Below are 20,794 nucleotides of genomic sequence, written 5' to 3'. Positions count from 1 at the left end.
AACAATGGCTTTTTGGTTGAAAGTAAAAAAAAATATACTAATCCCGAATAAGGGGCATAGTTGTGCAACGAAGCAAGCCTTCTTGTTTGGAAATTTCTGCATAGGGAACTTCTTCCACGGTAAAGCCTTGTTCACGCAGCCAAGTATTCAATCGTGTAAAGTTTTTCTCTGAAATAACAACTTCAGGTGAAATAGAGAACACATTGCTATTCATATTGTACATTTCTTCTTTGGTAATATGAAAACAATTTTCCTTTCCTAAGAAATTTACCAACCATTCATATTCTTCTTCAATCAAAAAACCTTCTTTGTGGATGATTGCCTTTCCTTTGCCAAGTGGCTGAAAACAGCAATCTAAGTGCAAAGCGTTTTCATCTGCAACTGTATTGCTTTTTCTAAGGTTGAAAGATTTTACCTTTTTATGTGGAAATAATTTCTGAAGATGTTTTACCGCATTCATATTAGTACGTGCCGTTATGAAGCTTGGGTAATCTTCGCCATAATAGGTGCCCACAAAAATGTACTCGCCCCAAGGCATTACGTCGCCACCTTCTATATGCGCATTCTCTGGGAATTCAATAATTTTTGAAGGATCAATTTGGTTAATTACATGCTCAATGGCCGCAATTTCCATAGAACGGTCATCGAGAATATTGGCAATTATAAATTTATCCTCAATTACAAAGGCGATATCGCGCGAAAAAATTTGGTTGTAATCTTTTATTGAATGAGGCCTAAAAACCTGTACCTCGTATTTTTTGAAAACTTCAGCTACGGCTTCCATTTCCTTCACCATATCTTCATCTTTTGGGTAGGTTCCCGCCTTTATGTGCTCTGCAGATTTTGGATCGTAGGCGTCTTCCAGTTTCGGCACCGGTCCATTACTATCTGCGCGGCCTAACACTACAGCTCGTAATCGTGAAATTTCGTCGTTGATGTTTAATTTGATCATAGGGCAAATATAAAAAAAGCACCTCGATACCGAAGTGCTTTCAAATATATAAAAATTAGCGTTTATCTTTTTTCTACCGGCAAAAATTCTCTGTGGGTTTCACCGATGTAAATTTGACGTGGACGACCTATTGGTTCCTTGTTCAAACGCATCTCTCTCCATTGTGCAATCCAGCCCGGTAAACGGCCTAATGCAAACATTGGAGTGAACATTTCAACTGGAATACCCAGCGCACGGTAGATTATTCCTGAATAGAAATCTACGTTTGGGTATAATTTTCTTTCTACAAAGTAAGGATCTTCCAATGCTTCTTTTTCCAAAGCTTTAGCAATATCCAAGACATCGTCATCAATTCCTAAATTATCCAAAAGATCATCCGCAGCTTTTTTGATGATTTTTGCACGTGGGTCAAAGTTCTTGTAAACTCTGTGCCCAAAGCCCATTAATCGGAATGGATCATCTTTGTCTTTTGCCTTTGCCATAAATTTCTTGGTGTCGCCACCATCTTCTTTAATGGCTTCAAGCATTTCAATAACAGCTTGGTTTGCCCCTCCGTGAAGTGGTCCCCAAAGTGCTGCGATTCCTGCTGATATAGAAACAAACAGACCTGCGTGAGATGAACCTACAATTCGCACGGTTGATGTTGAACAGTTTTGCTCATGGTCTGCGTGAAGAATCAGTAATTTATCTAAAGCTTCCAGAACGGTTTCATTGGTAGTATATTCGCCACTTGGTTTTTTGAACATCATTTTTAAGAAATTGTCCACATAACCCAATGAATCGCCGCCATAATCTAGCGGAAGCCCCATTCGCTTTCTATACGTCCAAGCAGTAAGAACAGGAAATTTTCCAAGAATTTTCACAATGGCTTTGTACATATCTTCCTCGCTGTCCACATTTACGGAAGAAGGATTAAACGCAACCAAGGCCGAAGTAAGCGAAGACAGCACTCCCATAGGGTGTGCGGCCTTTGGAAAGCCGTCCAAAATACGCTTCACGTCTTCATCAACGTGTGATTGTGCTTTTATATCTGTGTGAAATTTGCTGAGTTGTTGCTCGGTCGGCAGTTCACCAAAAATGAGAAGGTAACAAACTTCCAAAAAATGAGCTTTTTCTGCAAGTTCTTCAATAGCGTACCCGCGATACCTAAGAACTCCCTTTTCTCCATCAAGAAAAGTAATGGCGCTTTCGCATGCACCCGTGTTTTTATATCCTGGATCTAACGTAACCACACCTTTGGTGTCACTACGTAGACTTTTTATATCTATTCCTAATTCATTTTCAGTTCCTTCCACGATGGGGAACTCATATTTTTTACCATCTATCTCGAGGGTTGCCATCTTTGCCATAAAATATAGTGTATTATTTATTTGTTCAGAAATGCTAAGGTACAAAATATAGAACAAATTTTTTTAACATCTCCTCAATATCTTAGGTTAAAAAAACCTTAAATGATGCGTCATATAACGGATTTTTTCAGAAAAAAGAAACCCCGCACTTGGCAGGGTTTTTCAATTTATAAATTTTGGATTAAATCTTAAAAGCGTTTTGCTGCGGAAAATAAGCCACATCGCCCAACTGCTCCTCTATTCTCAGCAATTGATTATACTTTGCCATTCTATCGCTTCGGGAAGCAGAACCGGTTTTTATTTGGCCACAATTAAGCGCCACTGCAAGATCTGCAATGGTAGTATCCTCAGTCTCGCCGCTTCTATGGCTCATTACGGAAGTATAACCAGCATTGTGCGCCATACTTACTGCCGCAATAGTTTCGGTCAAAGTTCCAATTTGATTCACTTTTATTAAAATGGAATTGGCTATTTTTTCTGAAATACCTTTTGAAAGTCTTTCTACATTCGTCACAAACAAATCGTCGCCTACCAATTGTACTTTATTTCCGATTTTTTCGGTTAAATATTTCCACCCTTCCCAATCGTTTTCGTCCATGCCATCCTCAATTGAAATGATAGGATATTTTTCGCAAAGTTCAGCCAAGTAATCGGCTTGTTCTTTGGAAGTGCGCACTTTTCCTTTTTCGCCTTCAAACTTGGTATAATCGTATTTTTTCTTCACATAAAATTCCGCGGCAGCGCAATCCAGGGCTATCATTACATCGTCTCCTAATTTGTAGCCTGCCTTTTTCGTAGCTTTTGCGATTGTGTCCAAAGCATCCTCAGTTCCGTCTAGGGTTGGCGCAAAACCACCTTCATCACCAACAGCGGTGCTCAAACCGCGATCTTTCAATACTTTTTTAAGGTTGTGGAAAATCTCGGAACCCATTTGCATGGCATGCGTAAAGCTTTTCGCTTTTATGGGCATCACCATAAACTCCTGAAAAGCGATAGGCGCATCGCTGTGCGAACCACCGTTTATAATATTCATCATTGGCACGGGAAGCGTTTTTGCGCTCACACCGCCCACGTAACGATACAAAGGCATTCCAAGTTCATTGGCTGCAGCTTTTGCACAAGCGAGGGAAACTCCTAAAATTGCATTGGCGCCAAGTTTTGATTTGTTTTTGGTACCGTCCAAATCGATCATTGTTTTGTCGATAAGTTCCTGCTCAAAAACAGAGATTCCCAAAAGTGTCCCAGCAATTTTTCCCTGTACATTTTCAACAGCTTTCAAAACGCCTTTGCCCATATAAGCTTTTCCGCCATCGCGAAGCTCTACAGCTTCGTGCTCTCCTGTTGAAGCTCCCGAAGGAACAGCGGCGCGACCCATAAAACCGTGCTCGGTGATTACGTCAACTTCAATTGTTGGGTTTCCTCTGGAATCGAAAATTTGTCTGGCCTTGATGTCGATGATGATGCTCATTGGTTTATTATATATTGTTATTACTTATTGTTTACTATTAAAAAGCCTGAAAGGTTTTGGAAACCTTTCAGGCTTAGAATCTTATACAGTTTCCAATTTATGCTTTTCTATACTTTCGATGAATTGATCAAAAAGATACGATGCATCGTGCGGCCCTGGGCTAGCTTCGGGATGGTATTGCACGGAGAATGCAGGTTTATTTTTTAAACGTATTCCCGCAGCAGTATGATCGTTTAGGTGAACGTGTGTTATTTCGATATTTGGGTTAGCTTCCGCCTCTTCTCTACTTATTGCAAAACCGTGGTTTTGTGAAGTTATTTCTCCTTTACCAGTCACGAGGTTCATTACAGGATGGTTTATCCCTCTGTGACCATTGTGCATTTTATAGGTGGAAATGCCATTGGCCAAAGCTAACATTTGGTGTCCCAAACAGATCCCGAACATTGGCAATTCCTTTTCCAAAATTGTCTTTACAACTTCAATTGCACTGTGGAGCGGCTCCGGATCACCAGGACCGTTTGAAATAAAATAACCATTGGGATTAAAAGCTTCCATTTCTGAAAAACTTGCATCGTATGGAAACACTTTTATGTAGCAATCACGTTCAGCAAGCCTGCGAAGGATGTTTTTCTTAATACCCAAATCTAAGGCTGAAATTTTATATTTGGCATTTTCATCTCCGTAGAAATACGGCTCTTTTGTAGACACTTTTGAAGCGAGTTCCAATCCGTGCATATCAGGCACCTCTGCCAATTGCTTTTTAAGGTCTTCAATATTATCAACTTCGGTAGAAATTACTGCGTTCATTGCACCATTGTCGCGAATGTAACTTACCAAAGCACGTGTATCAACATCGCTGATGGCGAGCAAATTGTTTCTATTTAAAAATTCTTCCAAAGAATCATCGGCAGCAGGGCGGGAATAATGGTAGCTGAAATTACGCACAACCAAACCTGCAATTTTGATTCCTTCAGATTCCACTTCATCTTTGTTGACACCGTAATTTCCGATATGGGCATTAGTGGCAACCATAATCTGTCCGAAGTAAGATGGATCTGTAAAAATTTCTTGGTAACCGGTCATTCCTGTATTGAAACAAACTTCGCCAAAGGCTGAGCCTTCTTTGTTTCCAACCGCTTTTCCGTAGAAAATGGTTCCGTCTGCAAGTAAAATAAGTGCTTTTTTTCGTGTTTGGTATTTCATTCTTTTGAAGGGTTTCTGGTTTCAAGTTTCAGATTAAAAACATCAGTCATTCGACATCAAGCATCTAAGCATTTCCAAATTCTTTGCAAAAATAGTATAAAAAAAAGGGATAAACGAAAACGCTTATCCCTTTGTTATTTAGTTCTTAAAATTTATAAATTAGAGCCAAGTTTTATCAGCATTATTGCTTTATAAACTTTTTTGTTGCTGAACCTGTTTCAGTTTCTATCTTTATAAAATAGATTCCATTGGAAAGGCTTGAAATATATATTTTATTTTCAATTGAAGTTACATTCATTCTTTGTCCAAGTGAATTATAAATGCTGAAATTATAATCGCCTGTCTGCGTTTTAATATTCAAATATTCCGAAGCTGGGTTTGGATAGATTTTAAAATCGATTTTTGAGAAATCTTCGGTTGAAAGCGTTTGAGGCGTAAACCTGTAAACCATCCCGTCGGGAATGGCGCCTTCCAAATAATCGCCCTCATAAAAATCACCGGACGCAACGATCGCTGCTGTTGGGTTAGCGGGGTCTCCCTCCACTACATACCCATTATCCACCAATTCGCCCTCATCAATATTTAGCGATGTTGCCAAAGTAACCAACGGTCCTGAAATACCTTCAAAAGATTCGGCTGGATTATTAATTTGGTTTGGGCCATACCTATATTCAATAATGTTTGAACTTTCGTATAGCCAAAGCTGGAGATTCATAAAGTCGCTTTCTGTGGAATCATCAAGGAAACCAATATTGTTCCATTCAATTTTTAGGATTTTGTTTCCTGGCGAGCCTTCGGTTTTATAGGAAATATTTGATTGTGAAATTCCAGAGTTGAAGCCCAAATCTGCTATATCCTGTCCTATTGGTGATATCAATGTTAAAATTCCCGAATCAATTGGATTGTTTGAGAGCTCACCTCCAAAACTCCAATCCACAATGTATATAGTGCTGAACGTGTGCGTACTAATTGTAAAATTGAAACCTAGCGGAATGGTATATTCCGGGTCGTCCCAAACAGCACCGTTGTTTAGGGATGTGCTTCCCGTCAAATTTGTGTAAGTACTATTTTCAGTCTCAAATTCATAAACGCTCTGAGCATTCGCAAAAATAATAAAAAGCAGAAGCAGCGGTAGTAGTAATTTCTTTTTCATGATTTTCAAATTTTAAATTAATAAACACTTGATTTAAAGCCCGCAAATTTGCGCTGAAAATAATTTATTAACTAATTAAAAATGTTTTTTTATAAATATTAATACTGTAGTTTGCAATTATTCGAAAAACAAAAAAAGGGATAAACGAAAACGTTTATCCCTTTGTTATTTAATGAATTCAGGTTCATTTATTCTTCTTCTTTCTTCGCTTCTTTTTCAGCCTTTGCTGGAGCGGCTTTTGCAGCTGGTGCAGCAGCGGCAGCTTCAGTTCCTGTTCCGCTTCCACGACGACTTCTACGTGTGGTCTTCTTCTTAGTAGCTTTACCGGCATTGTAAATTTCATTGAAATCTACAAGCTCTATCATTGCCATATCAGCGTTATCACCTAAACGGTTACCCAATTTAATAATACGGGTGTAACCTCCTGGACGGTCACCAACTTTTGGCGCAACAGTTCTAAAAAGTTCTGCAACTGCATCCTTTTGACGCATTTTTGCAAAAACCAAACGACGGTTATGTGTGGTGTCTTCCTTAGACTTTGTTACCAATGGCTCTACAAACTTCTTCAACGCTTTTGCTTTTGCAACAGTAGTGTTGATACGTTTATGCTCAACTAGTGAGCAAGCCATGTTGGCCAACATTGAGTGTCTGTGGGCAGTTTTTCTACCTAAGTGATTTATTTTTTTTCCGTGTCTCATGACATTTTTGTTATCATCATCTTGCTGCAATATCCATTATTCGGAGAGCAAATTATGATGGGTTAATTTGATTTTAGATTTACGATTTTAGATAGACGATTTCAATAATTCTACAATCGTCAATCTAAAATCGTTAATCAACTAGTCTTTATCTAATTTATATTTTGCAAGATCCATCCCGAAATTTAGGCCTTTCACGTTTACAAGCTCTTCAAGCTCTGTAAGCGATTTTTTACCGAAGTTACGGAACTTCATCAAGTCATTTTTGTTGTAAGATACTAAGTCTCCCAAAGTATCAACCTCTGCAGCTTTCAAACAGTTTAGCGCACGGACAGAAAGGTCCATATCTACTAGTTTAGTTTTAAGCAACTGACGCATGTGAAGGGATTCTTCATCATAAGTTTCAGTTTGTGCAATCTCATCTGCTTCCAAAGTAATGCGCTCATCGCTGAACAACATAAAGTGGTGAATCAATGTTTTTGCAGCTTCGGTTAAAGCATCTTTAGGATGAATAGATCCGTCTGTAACGATTTCGAAAACTAATTTTTCGTAATCTGTCTTTTGCTCTACACGGAAGTTTTCAATACTGTACTTCACATTTTTAATTGGAGTGTAGATAGAATCTGTAAAGATGGTTCCCAATGGAGCGTTCGCTTTTTTGTTCTCTTCTGCAGGAACATAACCGCGGCCTTTTTCGATAGTGATTTCCATATTAAGGTTCACTTTCTTGTCCATATTGCAAATAACCAATTCTGGATTCAATACTTGGAAACCTGAAATGAACTTTTGGAAATCACCAGCCTTTAACTGCTCGTTCCCAGAAACTGAAATAGTAACGGTTTCGTTATCTATCTCATCAATCTGTCTTTTGAAACGAACTTGCTTAAGGTTCAAAATAATTTCGGTAACATCTTCCACTACTCCTGCAATGGTAGAAAATTCGTGATCCACGCCTTCAATGCGAACTGAAGTAATGGCGAATCCCTCCAAAGAGGAAAGTAATACGCGTCTTAATGCGTTACCAACGGTAAGTCCGTAACCCGGTTCCAAAGGACGAAATTCAAATTTCCCCTCGAAATCGGTAGAATTTACCATTATAACTTTATCAGGCTTCTGAAAACTAAATACTGCCATAATTGACTTTCTGTTTTTATTATTTAGAATATAATTCGACGATAAACTGCTCGTTAATGTTTTCTGGGATTTGGATACGCTCAGGTACAGAAACGAAAGTTCCTTCCTTTTTTTCGTCGTTCCAAGTGATCCACTCGTAAACATGATTTGCGTTTGCCAACGAATCGTTGATTGCGCCAAGAGATTTTGATTTCTCTCTAACGGCCACTACATCTCCAGGTTTCAACTGGTAAGATGGAATGTTTACTTTTTCACCATTAACGGTGATATGACGGTGAGAGACTAATTGTCTAGCACCAGAGCGACTTGGGGAAATTCCCATTCGGTACACAACATTATCTAGACGAGACTCCGCCAATTGAAGCAATACCTGACCTGTAATACCAGGAGCAGCTGTTGCTTTTTTAAACATATTTCTGAATTGACGCTCCAAGATACCATAGGTATATTTTGCTTTTTGCTTCTCCATCAATTGGATTGCATATTCAGATTTTTTACCACGGCGACGTGTGTTACCGTGTTGCCCCGGAGGGTAGTTTCTTTTTTCGAAAGATTTATCGTCCCCGAAAATTGCTTCCCCGAACTTACGGGCTATTTTAGTTTTTGGACCAGTATATCTTGCCATTTCTAATTTAAGGTTATGAAGGAAAACTAAATTAAGGTCATTTGTGGAGACGCAATACATTGCGCCTGTACTATCCTTTAGTTCTTTATTCCTTCAGATTGATACTTGTTATTAATTATTACTTATTATTATTATTTATTCTCTATTTATTTTTGCGCTAGGCAACAATAAAGAATGCTTTTTTTTGAAAAGCAATAGAGAATAAAAAATATTAAACTCTTCTTCTTTTTGGAGGACGGCATCCATTGTGCGGCATTGGCGTAACGTCGATAATCTCAGTTACTTCAATTCCTGCATTGTGGATGGAACGTATTGCAGATTCTCTACCGTTTCCTGGCCCCTTTACGTAAACTTTTACTTTACGTAAACCAGCGTCGTGTGCAACTTTCGCACAATCTTCTGATGCCAATTGAGCTGCATAAGGAGTGTTTTTCTTAGATCCGCGAAAGCCCATTTTACCGGCTGAGGACCAAGAGATAACATCTCCGTTCTTATTTGTTAACGAAACGATAATGTTGTTGAATGAAGCAGTAATGTGTGCTTCACCAACAGATTCAACATTAACCTTGCGTTTTTTAACTGTTTTTCCAGTTTTGGAAGTTGTCTTTGCCATAACTCTAGGTTTTATTTAGTTGCTTTTTTCTTGTTAGCAACAGTTTTACGTTTTCCTTTTCTTGTACGGGAGTTATTTTTAGTACGTTGGCCACGAAGCGGAAGACCCGATCTGTGACGAATACCTCTGTAACAACCAATATCCATTAAGCGTTTAATGCTTAATTGAACTTCACTACGTAATTCACCTTCGATTTTGAAAGACGACACAGCATCACGAATGGCACCGATTTCATCATCGTTCCATTCACTTACTTTTTTGTCTTCGTTAACCTCGGCTTTTTTCAGAATATCTTGGGCACGGCTTTTACCGATTCCGAAGATATACGTTAACGCGATTACACCCCTTTTGTGCTTCGGGATATCTACACCTGCGATTCTTGCCATAACTTATCCTTGTCTTTGTTTGAACTTTGGGTTCTTTTTGTTAATTACATATAATCTGCCCTTTCTGCGAACAATCTTGCAGTCGGCACTTCTTTTCTTTACGGATGCTCTAACTTTCATCTGTCTTTATTATTTAATTTTTAAAGGTCAGATGGAACCATCTGGTTTCATCTGTTTTCGTTTTTATAGTTCAATGAACCGCGAGGTACATTGTATTAATATCTGTATGTTATTCTGGCCTTTGTTAAATCGTAAGGGCTCATTTCCAGTTTCACTTTATCTCCAGGCAACAATTTTATGTAGTGCATTCGCATTTTACCAGAAATATGAGCGGTTACTACGTGACCGTTTTCGAGTTCTACACGGAACATTGCGTTTGATAGTGCTTCCACTATACTTCCATCCTGTTCTATTGCGCTTTGTTTTGCCATAATTATGCTACTGCTTTTCTATTTTTGCCGCTTTTCATTAAGCCATCATAGTGACGGTTCAATAAGTACGAGTTTACTTGTTGCATTGTATCGATAGCTACACCTACCATAATTAGGAGTGAAGTACCACCGTAGAATAATGCCCATCCTTGCTGGATACCCATTAATTTAACCACGAAAGCTGGAAAAATAGCAATCAAGGCCAAAAATACAGAACCTGGAAGGGTAATTTGGGACATAATTCGATCTAAATATTCAGCGGTTTGCGTGCCTGGTTTAATACCAGGAATAAACCCACCACTACGTTTTAGATCGTCAGCCATTTTGTTTGTTGGCACCGTGATAGCAGTATAGAAATACGTGAATATTATAATCAACACTGCAAATACCAAGTTGTACCAAAATCCGAAGATATCACTAAAGGTAGCTTGAATACTCTGTGAAAAGTCACTATCATTAAGACTAGCCACCGCTGAGGGCACGAACATAATTGCTTGGGCAAAGATGATTGGCATTACTCCGGAAGCATTCAACTTTAATGGAATAAACTGTCGTGCCCCGAAAATGTTCTTCTCATAACCACCACTAGCCGTTCTTCTTGCATATTGAACAGGTATCTTGCGTACTGCCATTACTAACATAATTGATAGTAGTATAATGACGAACCAGATAACCAATTCAATAAGTATCATAATTAAACCACCGTTTGATTCCATTACTCTTGAAACGAATTCTTGAGCAAAAGACTGAGGTAAACGTGCAATAATACCAACCATAATTAATATGGAAATACCGTTCCCTATACCTTTGTCAGTAATTTTTTCACCCAGCCACATTGCGAATATGGTTCCTGTTACAAGTATGATTACTGAAGAAAAGTAAAACATAAAACTCTGGCCCATTATAAAAGCTTCTGCTGGAACTCCCATTGCTGGAAGACCTGCAAGATAACTTGGCGCTTGTACCAAACAAATACCGATGGTTAACCAACGGGTAATCTGATTGATTTTTTTACGTCCACTTTCACCTTCTTTTTGTAGTTTCTGAAGATAAGGCACTGCAATTTGCATTAACTGCACCACAATAGAAGCAGAGATGTAAGGCATAATACCCAATGCAAAAACAGATGCGTTAGCAAAAGCTCCTCCCGTAAATGCGTTTAGCAAACCGCCAATACCGCCAGCATCAAACTGACCTGCAAAGTTCGCAAGCATATCTGCGTCAATCCCCGGAAGTACTACTTGTGCTCCAAAACGGTACACTAAAAGCATTCCAAGGGTGAGAAAGATGCGGTTACGCAGCTCTTCTATATTCCAAACATTCTTTAAGGTTTCGATAAATTTCATCCTTATCTATTGTTACAATGTTACTACTTCACCTCCGGCAGCTTCAATAGCTTCCTTTGCCGAGGCAGTGAACTTGTGTGCAGACACCCTTAATTTTGCTTTTATTTCGCCTCTTCCTAAAATCTTCACCATTTCGTTTTTACCAGCAAGACCCAAACCTACCAAGGTTTCAAAGTCAACGGTATCATTTAATTTTTTGTCGTCAACCAATTGTTGCAAAGTATCAATGTTGATTCCTTTGTACTCTTTACGGTTGATATTTGTAAATCCAAACTTAGGAACACGACGTTGTAGGGGCATTTGTCCACCTTCAAATCCAATTTTCTTGGAATAACCTGAACGTGATTTTGCTCCTTTATGTCCGCGGGTGGCAGTACCACCTTTACCGGAACCTTGTCCGCGACCTACTCGCTTGCCTTTGTTTTTCGCCGATCCTGCGGCGGGTTGTAAGTTACTTAAATCCATTTTTTCGTGTTTCCTTATTTGGTTTCAACAGAAACCAAGTGATTAACTTTATTGATCATACCAAGAATGTTTGGCGTATCATCATGTTCAACCGTTTGGTTCATCTTGTGAAGACCCAAAGATTCCATGATTCTCTTTTGGTTTTTTGGGCGTTTTATAACGCTTTTTACCTTTGTTACTTTAATTTTTGCCATCGTTCTGATATTTATCCTTTAAAAACTTTTTCAAGTGAAATTCCACGTTGGTTGGCAACGGTTTGTGCGCTTCGCATTTGCAAAAGGGCATCAAAAGTTGCTTTTACCACGTTGTGTGGATTGGAAGATCCTTGAGATTTTGACAATACATCGTGAACTCCAACTGCTTCCAATACGGCACGTACGGCACCTCCAGCAATTACTCCGGTACCAGGCGCAGCTGGAAGAAGGTTAACACGGGCTCCGCCGTATTTTCCTTTTTGTTCGTGTGGAAGAGTCACTTTATTAAGCGGGATGCGAACTAAGTTTTTCTTAGCATCCTCAATAGCTTTCGCTATAGCGCTGGCTACATCCTTGGATTTCCCAAGACCTTGGCCAACCACTCCTTTTTCGTCTCCAACAACTACAATAGCTGAAAATCCGAAGGCACGACCACCTTTGGTCACCTTGGTTACACGTTGTACACCTACCAAACGGTCTTTCAATTCAAGACCTCCTGGTTTTACTAATTCTACGTTTTTATAATCTTGATACATATTGCTTAGAATTTAAGGCCACCTTCGCGTGCACCTTCAGCTAATGATTTTACTCTTCCGTGGTATAGGTAACCGCCTCTGTCAAAAGCGATGGCTTCTACACCTGCTTTTACTGCTTTCTCAGCGATTGCTTTTCCTACCAATTTTGCAGCTTCAACTTTGTTTACTTTTGAAGCGTCAATGTCTTTATCTCTTGAAGATGCAGCGGTAATGGTCTTTCCATTTACATCGTCAATAATCTGAGCGTATATTTCTTTATTGCTGCGGAAAACAGCCAAACGTGGGCGACTTTCAGTCCCCTCAACCGTTTTTCTGATCCTCATGCGCAAGCGCTCTCTTCTTTCGTACTTTGATAATGCCATGTCGATTTTCGATTTTAGATTTCGGATTTTAGTCCCGATAGCTATCGGGAGACCGAAAAATATTTTTATGCAGATTTACCTGCTTTTCTTCTTAATTGTTCACCTACAAACTTGATCCCTTTTCCTTTGTACGGCTCAGGTTTACGGAAGCCACGTATTTTTGCCGCTACTTGCCCTACCAATTGCTTGTCGTGTGATGTTAGTTTTACGATTGGATTTTTACCTTTGTCAGATATTGTTTCAACTATCACTTCTGGAGCGATGTTCAAAACGATATTGTGTGAATATCCTAACGCTAAATCTAATTTTTGTCCTTGGTTGCTGGCGCGGTAACCCACACCTACCAATTCTAAAGATTTGGTCCAGCCATTGCTTACACCTTCAATCATATTATTGATCAAAGATCTGTAAAGACCGTGCTTTGCAGTGTGGTCTTTTGAATCTGAAGGCCGTTCAACCAATACCTGTCCGTCTTCTACTTTTACCGTTACATCAGCATACTCCTGAGTTAACTCGCCTAATTTTCCTTTTACGGTAATCACGTTGTCTTTTACATCAACTGTAACTCCTTGTGGAATTGCTACCGGGTTTTTACCTATTCTTGACATTTCTTTGTCTATTTTTTAGTAAACGTAACACAATACTTCGCCACCTACATTCTGTTCCTTGGCCTGTTTGCCGGTCATAACTCCTGAAGAAGTAGAAACAATGGCAATACCCAAACCGTTCAGAATACGAGGAAGTTCTGTTGAACCTGCGTATTTACGTAAACCTGGTTTACTTATTTTTTGTATTTTCTTGATCACCGATTCCTTGGTAATCTTGTCGTATTTCAACGCAATTTTGATGATACCTTGTGGGGTACTTTCGTCATCAAATTTGTAGCTTAAAATATAACCTTGATCAAAAAGGATTTTTGTAATCTCCTTTTTAAGATTTGACGCTGGAATCTCTACTACGCGATGTCCGGCTTTTGCAGCATTTCTAACTCGCGTTAGATAATCTGAAATTGGATCTGTATTCATTTATTTCAATTTTCGGAAGTGGTTTTTGGATTTCCCGATAGCTATCGGGACCAAACCTACAACCAGTTTATACTTTTCATTTTGAACAGAAACCTGTTCTTATTCTTACCAAGATGCTTTGCGCACTCCTGGAATTAACCCTGAATTTGCCATTTCACGAAAAATTACACGTGAAACTCCAAAAGTTCTCATATACCCTCTTGGTCTTCCGGTAAGTTTACAACGGTTGTGCAAACGTACTGGTGAGGCATTTTTTGGTAGTTTCTGCAAACCTTCCCAATCGCCAGCTTCTTTTAAAGCTTTGCGTTTGGCAGCATACTTCAATACCGTTTTTTGTCTCTTAACCTCGCGGGCTTTCATTGATTCTTTAGCCATCTCTTAGTTCTTTTTAAAGGGTAATCCCAATTCTTGTAATAATGATTTAGCTTCTTTATCGGTAGCTGCCGAAGTGATAAACGTAATGTTCATTCCTTCAATTTTCTTCACTTTATCGATATCGATTTCTGGGAAGATAATTTGTTCGGTGATTCCCAAAGAGTAATTTCCTCTTCCGTCAAAACCGGTTGCTTTAATTCCGTTAAAGTCACGTACCCTTGGCAAAGCTGAAGTAACCAACCTGTCTAAAAATTCGTACATACGCTCTCCACGCAACGTAACTTTCACACCAATTGGCATGCCTTTACGAAGTTTGAAGTTTGCAACATCCTTTTTAGAGTTTGTTGAAACCGCTTTTTGCCCGGTTATCTTTGTAAACTCATCAACCGAATAGTCAATAAGTTTTTTGTCTGCTACTGCTGCACCCACTCCGCGGGAAACAACGATACGCTCCAATTTTGGTACCTGCATAACGTTTTTGTAACCAAATTCGTCAGTAAGTGAATTGATCACTCTGCTTTTGTACTCTTCTTTAAGTCTTGGTGAATATGCCATAACTATATTGCTTGATTCGATTGTTTTGAAAACCGTACTTTCTTACCATCTTCCATTTTGTAACCTACTCGTGTTGCTTTTCCAGATTTTGGATCTACCAATGAAAGGTTTGAAATATGGATAGGAGCTTCTTTTTTTGCAATTCCACCTTGTGGGTTTTTTGCGCTTGGCTTCTCATGTTTGGAAACCATATTTACTCCTTCTACGATTGCTTTGTTTTTCTCAAGGAACACCACCATTACTTTGCCTTCAGAACCTTTGTGGTCTCCGGCAGTAACTACTACTGTATCGCCTGATTTTATTTTAAGCTTTGCCATCTTAGTTTTCATATTAAAGCACCTCTGGTGCTAATGATACTATTTTCATAAATTGTCTGTCACGAAGTTCTCTTGCTACCGGTCCGAAAACACGTGTCCCTCTCATTTCCCCTTGCGGGTTCAAAAGTACACAAGCATTATCGTCGAAACGGATGTAAGAACCGTCAGGTCTTCTAATTTCCTTAGCAACACGTACTACTACTGCTGTAGAAACTGCTCCTTTTTTAATGCTTCCGTTTGGTGTGGCTTCTTTTACAGAAACTACAATTTTATCACCAATAGAGGCATACCTTCTTTTGGTACCGCCCAATACACGGATGGTAAGTACTTCCTTAGCACCGGTATTATCTGCGACTTTGAGTCTTGATTCTTGTTGTAACATAATTACTTCGCTCTTTCAATTATTTCTACTAATCTCCAACATTTGGTTTTACTCAAAGGACGTGTTTCCATAATCCTTACAGTGTCACCTTCGTTGCAGTTGTTTGTTTCGTCGTGCGCCACGTATTTTTTCGTTTTCAAAACGAACTTTCCGTACATAGGGTGCTTTACTTTTTTAACCTCTGCAACTACAATAGACTTGTCCATTTTGCTACTGGTTACTACACCTACACGTTCTTTTCTTAAGTTTCTTTTAATTTCTTCCATCTTTCAGCTGTACAATTATTGCACTTCTCTATTAGTTAGTTCCGTCGCTATTCTTGCTATCGCCCTTCTGTGGGATCTTAGTTGAATTGGATTTTCCAACGGTGAAATGGTATGAGCCATTTTAAGGTCTGAATACGCCTTTCTTGATTCAGCGAATGCTTCATTAAGTTCAGCCGTTGATGCTTTTTTAATTTCTGATTGTTTCATCGTTCAAAAAAATTATGCTTGGAAATCCCGAGACATTACAAATTTAGTTTTAACCGGAAGCTTTTGTGCCGCAAGGCGCAATGCTTCTTTTGCCGTTTCAAGTGTAACACCGGATACTTCGAAAAGCATTCTTCCCGGTTTAACTACAGCAGCGTAATATTCTACAGCACCTTTACCTTTACCCATACGTACTTCAAGAGGTTTTTTGGTGATTGGTTTATCTGGAAAAATCATAATCCAAATAGAACCTTCCCTCTTCATAAAACGAGTAGCAGCGATACGTGCAGCTTCAATTTGTCTTGCTGTAAGAAATTCTGATTCCAACGATTTTATACCGAAGGTTCCGTATGCTAGCTGGTTGCCACGACCGGCATCGCCTTTCATACGGCCTTTCATTTGTTTACGGTACTTTGTTCTTTTAGGTTGTAACATTTTCTTCTATTTAAAAAATTACTTTCTGCGACGTGCTTTGTTGCCACCGCGTCCTGCTGGAGCTCCTTTACCACCACCTTTTTTGCCAGTTGATAAACCAACAAGTGGGGAAAGCTCTCTCTTTCCATATACTTCACCTTTCATAATCCATACTTTAACACCCAGTCTACCATAAGTAGTGTGTGCCTCAACTAAAGCGTAGTCAATATCGGCTCTAAAAGTTGATAAAGGAATACGACCCTCTTTGTAAGATTCTGAACGTGCCATTTCAGCGCCATTCAAACGTCCTGAGATTTGAACTTTAATACCCTCAGCATTCATACGCATTGTTGCTGCAATCGCCATTTTGATTGCGCGACGGTATGAAATACGGCTTTCAATTTGGCGTGCAATACTCGCAGCTACCAAAAATGCATCAAGTTCAGGTCTTTTAATCTCGTGGATGTTGATCTGTACTTCTTTATCTGTAATTTGCTTGAGCTCTTCTTTTAGCTTGTCTACTTCCTGACCACCTTTTCCGATAATGATACCGGGACGGGCAGTGGTTATAGTAACGGTTACAAGCTTAAGCGTACGCTCAATAATTACTCTACTCACACTAGCTTTACTTAAACGAGCATGGATATACTTCCTGATCTTGTAGTCTTCGGCAAGTTTATCGCCGTAGTCGTTCCCTCCGTACCAGTTGGATTCCCAACCTCTAATGATACCTAAGCGATTCCCGATTGGATTTGTCTTCTGTCCCATTTAATTAATTGCTTTGTGTGTTATCGTTAGCTGCCAATACCAGTGTTACGTGGTTGGAGCGCTTTCTAATTCTGTGTGCGCGGCCTTGCGGTGCTGGGCGAAGTCTTTTCAACATTGTTCCACCATCCACACGGATTTCCTTAACAAAAAGATTTGCATCTTCTACTGAAGCGTCTTCGTTTTTTTGTTGCCAGTTATTGATGGCAGACAAAAGTAGTTTCTCCAACTTGCGCGAAGATTCTTTTGAACTAAACTTCAAAATATTAAGTGCTTTGTCTATTTTCTCACCACGTACCAAGTCTGCCATTAAACGCATTTTTCTTGGTGAAGTGGGGCAATTATTCAATTTGGCAAAGTACATTGTCTTCTTTGCTTCCTTGATTGCTTCTGCTCTTTCTCTTTTACGAACTCCCATGGCCTATTATTTTTTACCTTTGTTTTTAGCACCTGCGTGACCACGGAATGATCTGGTAGGTGAAAATTCTCCTAGTTTATGCCCAACCATGTTTTCTGTTACATATACAGGAACAAATTGTCGCCCGTTGTGTACAGCGATGGTTTGGCCAACAAAATCTGGAGTAATCATAGAAGCACGTGACCAAGTTTTGATTACGGTTTTCTTATTATCATCAACGTTTTGTTGAACTTTCTTGTCTAGTTTGTAATGAACGTACGGTCCTTTTTTTAACGATCTTGCCATAACTTATTTCTTTCTACGTTCTAAGATATATTTATTACTTGCTTTCGTTTTAGTACGGGTTCTGTAACCTTTTGCAGGGATACCTTTTCTAGAACGTGGGTGACCTCCAGAAGATTTACCTTCACCACCACCCATTGGGTGATCAACAGGGTTCATAACTACTGGTCTTGTACGTGGTCTTCTGCCCAACCATCTACTTCTACCAGCTTTACCTGAAACTAATAATTGATGGTCACTGTTAGAAACGGCACCAATGGTAGCCATACAGTTCACCAAAATTAATCGGGTTTCACCTGAAGGAAGTTTAACGGTAGCATATTTACCATCACGAGCCATAAGTTGTGCGAATGCACCAGCACTACGAGCCATAATAGCTCCTTGACCGGGACGAAGCTCGATGCAGGAAATAATAGTACCTAATGGAATAGCTGAAAGTTGCATGGCATTTCCAATCTCTGGAGCTACTGCTTCACCGGATAGGATATTCTGCCCAACTTGAAGTCCGTTCTGTGCAATTACATATCGCTTTTCACCATCTTGATAGTTCAAAAGTGCGATAAACGCAGTACGGTTTGGATCGTATTGAATACTTGCCACGGTAGCAGGAACCCCCACTTTATCGCGTTTAAAATCGATAATTCGATATTTCTTTTTATGACCACCACCTATGTAGCGCATGGTCATTTTACCTGTACTGTTTCGACCACCAGATCGTTTGTTCGGAGCGAGTAAAGACTTCTCCGGCTTATCAGTTGTAATGGCGTCGAAACCATTTACAACTCTAAAACGCTGACCTGGGGTGATTGGTTTTAATTTTCTTACTGACATTTGTGTCTAATTAATCTAAGTTCCCTTAGATGTTACTGTAAAAATCTATTGTATCACCTTCCGCCACCTGTACGATTGCTTTTTTGTAAGCATTCGTTTTACCAGTTTGGACACCTGTTTTTGTATAACGGGTCTTCCTATCAGGGCGGACATTCATTGTGCGAACTTTTTCAACAGAAACTCCGTAAGCAGCTTCCACCGCTTTCTTGATTTCTACCTTATTCGCCTTTGGGTTCACTACAAAGCCAAAAACATTTTTGTCTTCAGCATCTTTGGTAGCTTTTTCCGTAATTATAGGTTTAATTAAGATGTTCATCTTGTTTCTATTTACTTAAGTTTGTTTCAATTCCTTCCAAAGAACCTTCAAACAGCACTAAACTGTTTGCATTCATAATTTTGTAAGTACTTAATTGTGAGTTAGTTATAACTTCGGTACCTTTCAAATTGCGAGAGGACAAATATACATTATTATTTAAGTCTCCCAACACAAATAAAGATTTTTTGTCATTAAGCCCTAAACTGTTCAAAACCGCAGTAAAACTCTTGGTTTTTGGAGCGTCAAAATTAAGGTCTTCTAGTACAAAAATAGCTTTATCATTTGCCTTCATCGTAAGGGCAGATTTACGTGCCAAACGCTTTAGGTTCTTGTTCAATTTAAAAGAATAGCTACGTGGACGAGGTCCAAACATTCTACCACCACCTTTAAATATACCAGACTTGATGCTACCCGCACGGGCAGTACCAGTTCCTTTTTGTTTCTTTATCTTTCTGGTAGAACCAGAAATTTCAGCACGTTCCTTAGCTTTGTGAGTTCCTTGTCTTTGATTGGCAAGGTATTGTTTCACATCAAGGTAAACCGCGTGATTGTTAGGCTCTATTCCAAACACATCTGCAGAAAGTTCAACTTTCCGGCCTGTGTCTTTTCCGTTTATGTCTAATACAGCTACCTTCATTATTTCTCGATCATTACATAAGCGTTTTTATGGCCAGGAACTGCTCCTTTTACCACAAGTAGATTCTTTTCAGGAACTACTTTCAAAACTCTTAAATTTTCAACTTTTACTCTTTCGTTCCCCATCTGGCCAGCCATACGCATTCCTTTGAATACTCTAGCAGGATAAGATGCAGCTCCAATGGAACCTGGCGCACGTAAACGGTTGTGCTGACCGTGTGTGGCCTGACCAACACCGGCAAAACCGTGACGTTTTACAACCCCTTGGAAACCTTTACCTTTAGATGTACCCGCGATGTCCACGAATTCACCTTCAATAAAATGTTCCACAGTAATTGTGTCACCTAATTTGTATTTTTCTTCAAATCCCTTGAATTCAACAACTTTGCGTTTTGCAACGGTTCCTGCTTTTTTGGCGTGCCCTTCGGCAGCCTTAGTTACAGTCTTCTTGTCATCGAAACCAAGTTGAAGAGCATTGTACCCGTCAACCTCTATGGTTCTGACTTGGGTGACAACACAGGGTCCTGCCTCAATAACGGTACACGGAATGTTCTTTCCGTTCTCGTCAAAGATGCTGGTCATCCCTATCTTTCTTCCAATTAACCCAGACATATTTAATTATTTATTGATTATTACTTATTTAAATTTCTATTCAAAAAAACAGGGTCAAAATAAATTCAACCCTGAATATTACTTTGTTTCCGTTTTTCCCCAACCATCGTTGAGGACATTTTCGATTTTTTTGTTGGCGAGCGATTAATCGACCGCCAACAAAAAAACTATACTTTAATCTCTACCTCAACACCACTTGGCAACTCCAATTTCATTAGAGCGTCAATTGTTTTTGAAGAAGAACTGTAGATATCCAAAAGTCTTTTATAAGAACTTAGTTGGAATTGCTCTCTACTTTTCTTGTTCACGTGTGGAGAACGCAATACGGTAAAGATTTTTTTGTGTGTTGGTAAAGGAATTGGTCCTGTTACTACAGCACCAGTACTCTTTACAGTCTTTACGATTTTTTCAGCAGATTTGTCCACCAAATTGTGATCGTAAGATTTTAGCTTTATTCTTATTTTTTGACTCATTGCTGAAA

34 protein-coding genes are annotated in these 20,794 nt (G+C 39.2%); all 34 read right to left on the bottom strand.

The window, feature by feature from the left end; translation table 11 throughout:
- Positions 1-37: 37 nt before the first annotated feature.
- The 34 genes from ESV24_RS02275 to rpsJ all read right to left on the bottom strand — a co-directional run bounded on the left by ESV24_RS02275 (position 38) and on the right by rpsJ (position 20,786).
- Positions 38-952: a dimethylarginine dimethylaminohydrolase family protein gene (locus ESV24_RS02275; protein ID WP_111813999.1), complete on the bottom strand. Its 915-nt coding sequence runs from the start codon at positions 950-952 to the stop codon at positions 38-40.
- Between the two features lie 62 nt (positions 953-1,014).
- Positions 1,015-2,301 (bottom strand): citrate synthase, encoded by a 1,287-nt coding sequence (locus ESV24_RS02270; RefSeq protein WP_111814140.1) that lies wholly within the window; start codon positions 2,299-2,301, stop codon positions 1,015-1,017.
- 181 nt (positions 2,302-2,482) lie between these two features.
- Positions 2,483-3,769 carry a phosphopyruvate hydratase gene (gene eno, locus ESV24_RS02265; RefSeq protein WP_111813997.1) on the bottom strand — a complete coding sequence of 429 codons (1,287 nt, stop codon included), beginning with the start codon at positions 3,767-3,769 and terminating at the stop codon, positions 2,483-2,485.
- 81 nt (positions 3,770-3,850) lie between these two features.
- Positions 3,851-4,972, bottom strand: coding sequence for a glutamine-hydrolyzing carbamoyl-phosphate synthase small subunit (gene carA, locus ESV24_RS02260; protein WP_111813995.1), 1,122 nt, complete (start codon positions 4,970-4,972; stop codon positions 3,851-3,853).
- Between the two features lie 181 nt (positions 4,973-5,153).
- On the bottom strand, positions 5,154-6,125 hold the full coding sequence (locus ESV24_RS02255; protein WP_111813993.1) for a T9SS type A sorting domain-containing protein: 972 nt from the start codon (positions 6,123-6,125) through the stop codon (positions 5,154-5,156).
- Positions 6,126-6,313: 188 nt separating this feature from the next.
- The gene (gene rplQ / locus ESV24_RS02250) at positions 6,314-6,823 is read right to left on the bottom strand and encodes a 50S ribosomal protein L17 (RefSeq protein WP_111813991.1); all 510 of its coding nucleotides are present in this window, start codon (positions 6,821-6,823) and stop codon (positions 6,314-6,316) included.
- A gap of 141 nt (positions 6,824-6,964) precedes the next feature.
- Positions 6,965-7,957, bottom strand: a complete 993-nt coding sequence (locus ESV24_RS02245) for a DNA-directed RNA polymerase subunit alpha (RefSeq protein WP_111813989.1) — start codon at positions 7,955-7,957, stop codon at positions 6,965-6,967.
- A gap of 19 nt (positions 7,958-7,976) precedes the next feature.
- Positions 7,977-8,582 carry a 30S ribosomal protein S4 gene (gene rpsD / locus ESV24_RS02240; RefSeq protein ID WP_111813987.1) on the bottom strand — a complete coding sequence of 202 codons (606 nt, stop codon included), beginning with the start codon at positions 8,580-8,582 and terminating at the stop codon, positions 7,977-7,979.
- A 211-nt stretch (positions 8,583-8,793) separates the two neighbouring features.
- Positions 8,794-9,195 carry a 30S ribosomal protein S11 gene (gene rpsK / locus ESV24_RS02235; RefSeq protein ID WP_111813985.1) on the bottom strand — a complete coding sequence of 134 codons (402 nt, stop codon included), beginning with the start codon at positions 9,193-9,195 and terminating at the stop codon, positions 8,794-8,796.
- A gap of 11 nt (positions 9,196-9,206) precedes the next feature.
- The gene (gene rpsM, locus ESV24_RS02230; RefSeq protein ID WP_111813983.1) at positions 9,207-9,581 is read right to left on the bottom strand and encodes a 30S ribosomal protein S13; all 375 of its coding nucleotides are present in this window, start codon (positions 9,579-9,581) and stop codon (positions 9,207-9,209) included.
- 3 nt (positions 9,582-9,584) lie between these two features.
- Positions 9,585-9,701 carry a type B 50S ribosomal protein L36 gene (gene ykgO / locus ESV24_RS02225; RefSeq protein WP_009779203.1) on the bottom strand — a complete coding sequence of 39 codons (117 nt, stop codon included), beginning with the start codon at positions 9,699-9,701 and terminating at the stop codon, positions 9,585-9,587.
- Between the two features lie 95 nt (positions 9,702-9,796).
- Positions 9,797-10,012 (bottom strand): translation initiation factor IF-1, encoded by a 216-nt coding sequence (gene infA, locus ESV24_RS02220; RefSeq protein ID WP_014782656.1) that lies wholly within the window; start codon positions 10,010-10,012, stop codon positions 9,797-9,799.
- 2 nt (positions 10,013-10,014) lie between these two features.
- Positions 10,015-11,358 carry a preprotein translocase subunit SecY gene (gene secY / locus ESV24_RS02215; RefSeq protein WP_111813981.1) on the bottom strand — a complete coding sequence of 448 codons (1,344 nt, stop codon included), beginning with the start codon at positions 11,356-11,358 and terminating at the stop codon, positions 10,015-10,017.
- A 12-nt stretch (positions 11,359-11,370) separates the two neighbouring features.
- On the bottom strand, positions 11,371-11,823 hold the full coding sequence (gene rplO, locus ESV24_RS02210) for a 50S ribosomal protein L15 (protein WP_111813979.1): 453 nt from the start codon (positions 11,821-11,823) through the stop codon (positions 11,371-11,373).
- A 14-nt stretch (positions 11,824-11,837) separates the two neighbouring features.
- On the bottom strand, positions 11,838-12,017 hold the full coding sequence (rpmD, locus tag ESV24_RS02205; RefSeq protein WP_111813977.1) for a 50S ribosomal protein L30: 180 nt from the start codon (positions 12,015-12,017) through the stop codon (positions 11,838-11,840).
- 11 nt (positions 12,018-12,028) lie between these two features.
- A complete protein-coding gene (gene rpsE, locus ESV24_RS02200) occupies positions 12,029-12,553 on the bottom strand; it encodes a 30S ribosomal protein S5 (RefSeq protein WP_111813975.1) in 525 nt (174 codons plus the stop codon).
- Between the two features lie 5 nt (positions 12,554-12,558).
- Positions 12,559-12,915: a 50S ribosomal protein L18 gene (rplR, locus tag ESV24_RS02195; protein ID WP_111813973.1), complete on the bottom strand. Its 357-nt coding sequence runs from the start codon at positions 12,913-12,915 to the stop codon at positions 12,559-12,561.
- Positions 12,916-12,980: 65 nt separating this feature from the next.
- Entirely contained in the window at positions 12,981-13,523 is a 543-nt protein-coding gene (gene rplF / locus ESV24_RS02190; RefSeq protein ID WP_111813971.1) for a 50S ribosomal protein L6, read from the bottom strand.
- A gap of 15 nt (positions 13,524-13,538) precedes the next feature.
- Positions 13,539-13,940 (bottom strand): 30S ribosomal protein S8, encoded by a 402-nt coding sequence (gene rpsH, locus ESV24_RS02185; RefSeq protein ID WP_111813969.1) that lies wholly within the window; start codon positions 13,938-13,940, stop codon positions 13,539-13,541.
- Positions 13,941-14,045: 105 nt separating this feature from the next.
- On the bottom strand, positions 14,046-14,315 hold the full coding sequence (gene rpsN, locus ESV24_RS02180) for a 30S ribosomal protein S14 (RefSeq protein ID WP_111813963.1): 270 nt from the start codon (positions 14,313-14,315) through the stop codon (positions 14,046-14,048).
- 3 nt (positions 14,316-14,318) lie between these two features.
- On the bottom strand, positions 14,319-14,870 hold the full coding sequence (rplE, locus tag ESV24_RS02175) for a 50S ribosomal protein L5 (protein ID WP_111813961.1): 552 nt from the start codon (positions 14,868-14,870) through the stop codon (positions 14,319-14,321).
- 2 nt (positions 14,871-14,872) lie between these two features.
- Complete coding sequence (gene rplX, locus ESV24_RS02170) at positions 14,873-15,187, bottom strand: 50S ribosomal protein L24 (protein WP_111814138.1); 315 nt, start codon at positions 15,185-15,187, stop codon at positions 14,873-14,875.
- Positions 15,188-15,200: 13 nt separating this feature from the next.
- Positions 15,201-15,569: a 50S ribosomal protein L14 gene (gene rplN, locus ESV24_RS02165; RefSeq protein WP_111813959.1), complete on the bottom strand. Its 369-nt coding sequence runs from the start codon at positions 15,567-15,569 to the stop codon at positions 15,201-15,203.
- A 2-nt stretch (positions 15,570-15,571) separates the two neighbouring features.
- A complete protein-coding gene (gene rpsQ / locus ESV24_RS02160; protein WP_111813952.1) occupies positions 15,572-15,835 on the bottom strand; it encodes a 30S ribosomal protein S17 in 264 nt (87 codons plus the stop codon).
- A 15-nt stretch (positions 15,836-15,850) separates the two neighbouring features.
- Entirely contained in the window at positions 15,851-16,042 is a 192-nt protein-coding gene (gene rpmC / locus ESV24_RS02155; protein WP_111813951.1) for a 50S ribosomal protein L29, read from the bottom strand.
- A 12-nt stretch (positions 16,043-16,054) separates the two neighbouring features.
- Positions 16,055-16,474, bottom strand: a complete 420-nt coding sequence (gene rplP / locus ESV24_RS02150; protein WP_014782642.1) for a 50S ribosomal protein L16 — start codon at positions 16,472-16,474, stop codon at positions 16,055-16,057.
- Positions 16,475-16,492: 18 nt separating this feature from the next.
- Positions 16,493-17,221, bottom strand: coding sequence for a 30S ribosomal protein S3 (gene rpsC / locus ESV24_RS02145; RefSeq protein ID WP_111813949.1), 729 nt, complete (start codon positions 17,219-17,221; stop codon positions 16,493-16,495).
- A gap of 4 nt (positions 17,222-17,225) precedes the next feature.
- Positions 17,226-17,636 (bottom strand): 50S ribosomal protein L22, encoded by a 411-nt coding sequence (rplV, locus tag ESV24_RS02140; RefSeq protein ID WP_111813947.1) that lies wholly within the window; start codon positions 17,634-17,636, stop codon positions 17,226-17,228.
- Positions 17,637-17,642: 6 nt separating this feature from the next.
- Positions 17,643-17,921 carry a 30S ribosomal protein S19 gene (gene rpsS, locus ESV24_RS02135; RefSeq protein WP_111813945.1) on the bottom strand — a complete coding sequence of 93 codons (279 nt, stop codon included), beginning with the start codon at positions 17,919-17,921 and terminating at the stop codon, positions 17,643-17,645.
- Positions 17,922-17,924: 3 nt separating this feature from the next.
- Positions 17,925-18,749, bottom strand: a complete 825-nt coding sequence (rplB, locus tag ESV24_RS02130) for a 50S ribosomal protein L2 (protein ID WP_111813943.1) — start codon at positions 18,747-18,749, stop codon at positions 17,925-17,927.
- 25 nt (positions 18,750-18,774) lie between these two features.
- Positions 18,775-19,065 carry a 50S ribosomal protein L23 gene (gene rplW, locus ESV24_RS02125; RefSeq protein WP_045079239.1) on the bottom strand — a complete coding sequence of 97 codons (291 nt, stop codon included), beginning with the start codon at positions 19,063-19,065 and terminating at the stop codon, positions 18,775-18,777.
- A 7-nt stretch (positions 19,066-19,072) separates the two neighbouring features.
- Positions 19,073-19,702 carry a 50S ribosomal protein L4 gene (gene rplD, locus ESV24_RS02120; RefSeq protein WP_111813941.1) on the bottom strand — a complete coding sequence of 210 codons (630 nt, stop codon included), beginning with the start codon at positions 19,700-19,702 and terminating at the stop codon, positions 19,073-19,075.
- Entirely contained in the window at positions 19,702-20,313 is a 612-nt protein-coding gene (gene rplC, locus ESV24_RS02115) for a 50S ribosomal protein L3 (protein ID WP_111813939.1), read from the bottom strand. Before rplC ends, rplD begins: the two co-directional genes overlap by 1 nt.
- 167 nt (positions 20,314-20,480) lie before the next feature.
- On the bottom strand, positions 20,481-20,786 hold the full coding sequence (gene rpsJ / locus ESV24_RS02110; protein ID WP_010181931.1) for a 30S ribosomal protein S10: 306 nt from the start codon (positions 20,784-20,786) through the stop codon (positions 20,481-20,483).
- Positions 20,787-20,794 lie beyond the last annotated feature (8 nt).

Source organism: Aequorivita lipolytica (genome assembly GCF_007997135.1).
Taxonomy (GTDB): Bacteria; Bacteroidota; Bacteroidia; order Flavobacteriales; family Flavobacteriaceae; genus Aequorivita; species Aequorivita lipolytica.
The sequence above is the reverse complement of the archived record's forward strand: the minus strand, read 5'-3'. Positions and strand labels throughout refer to the sequence as shown.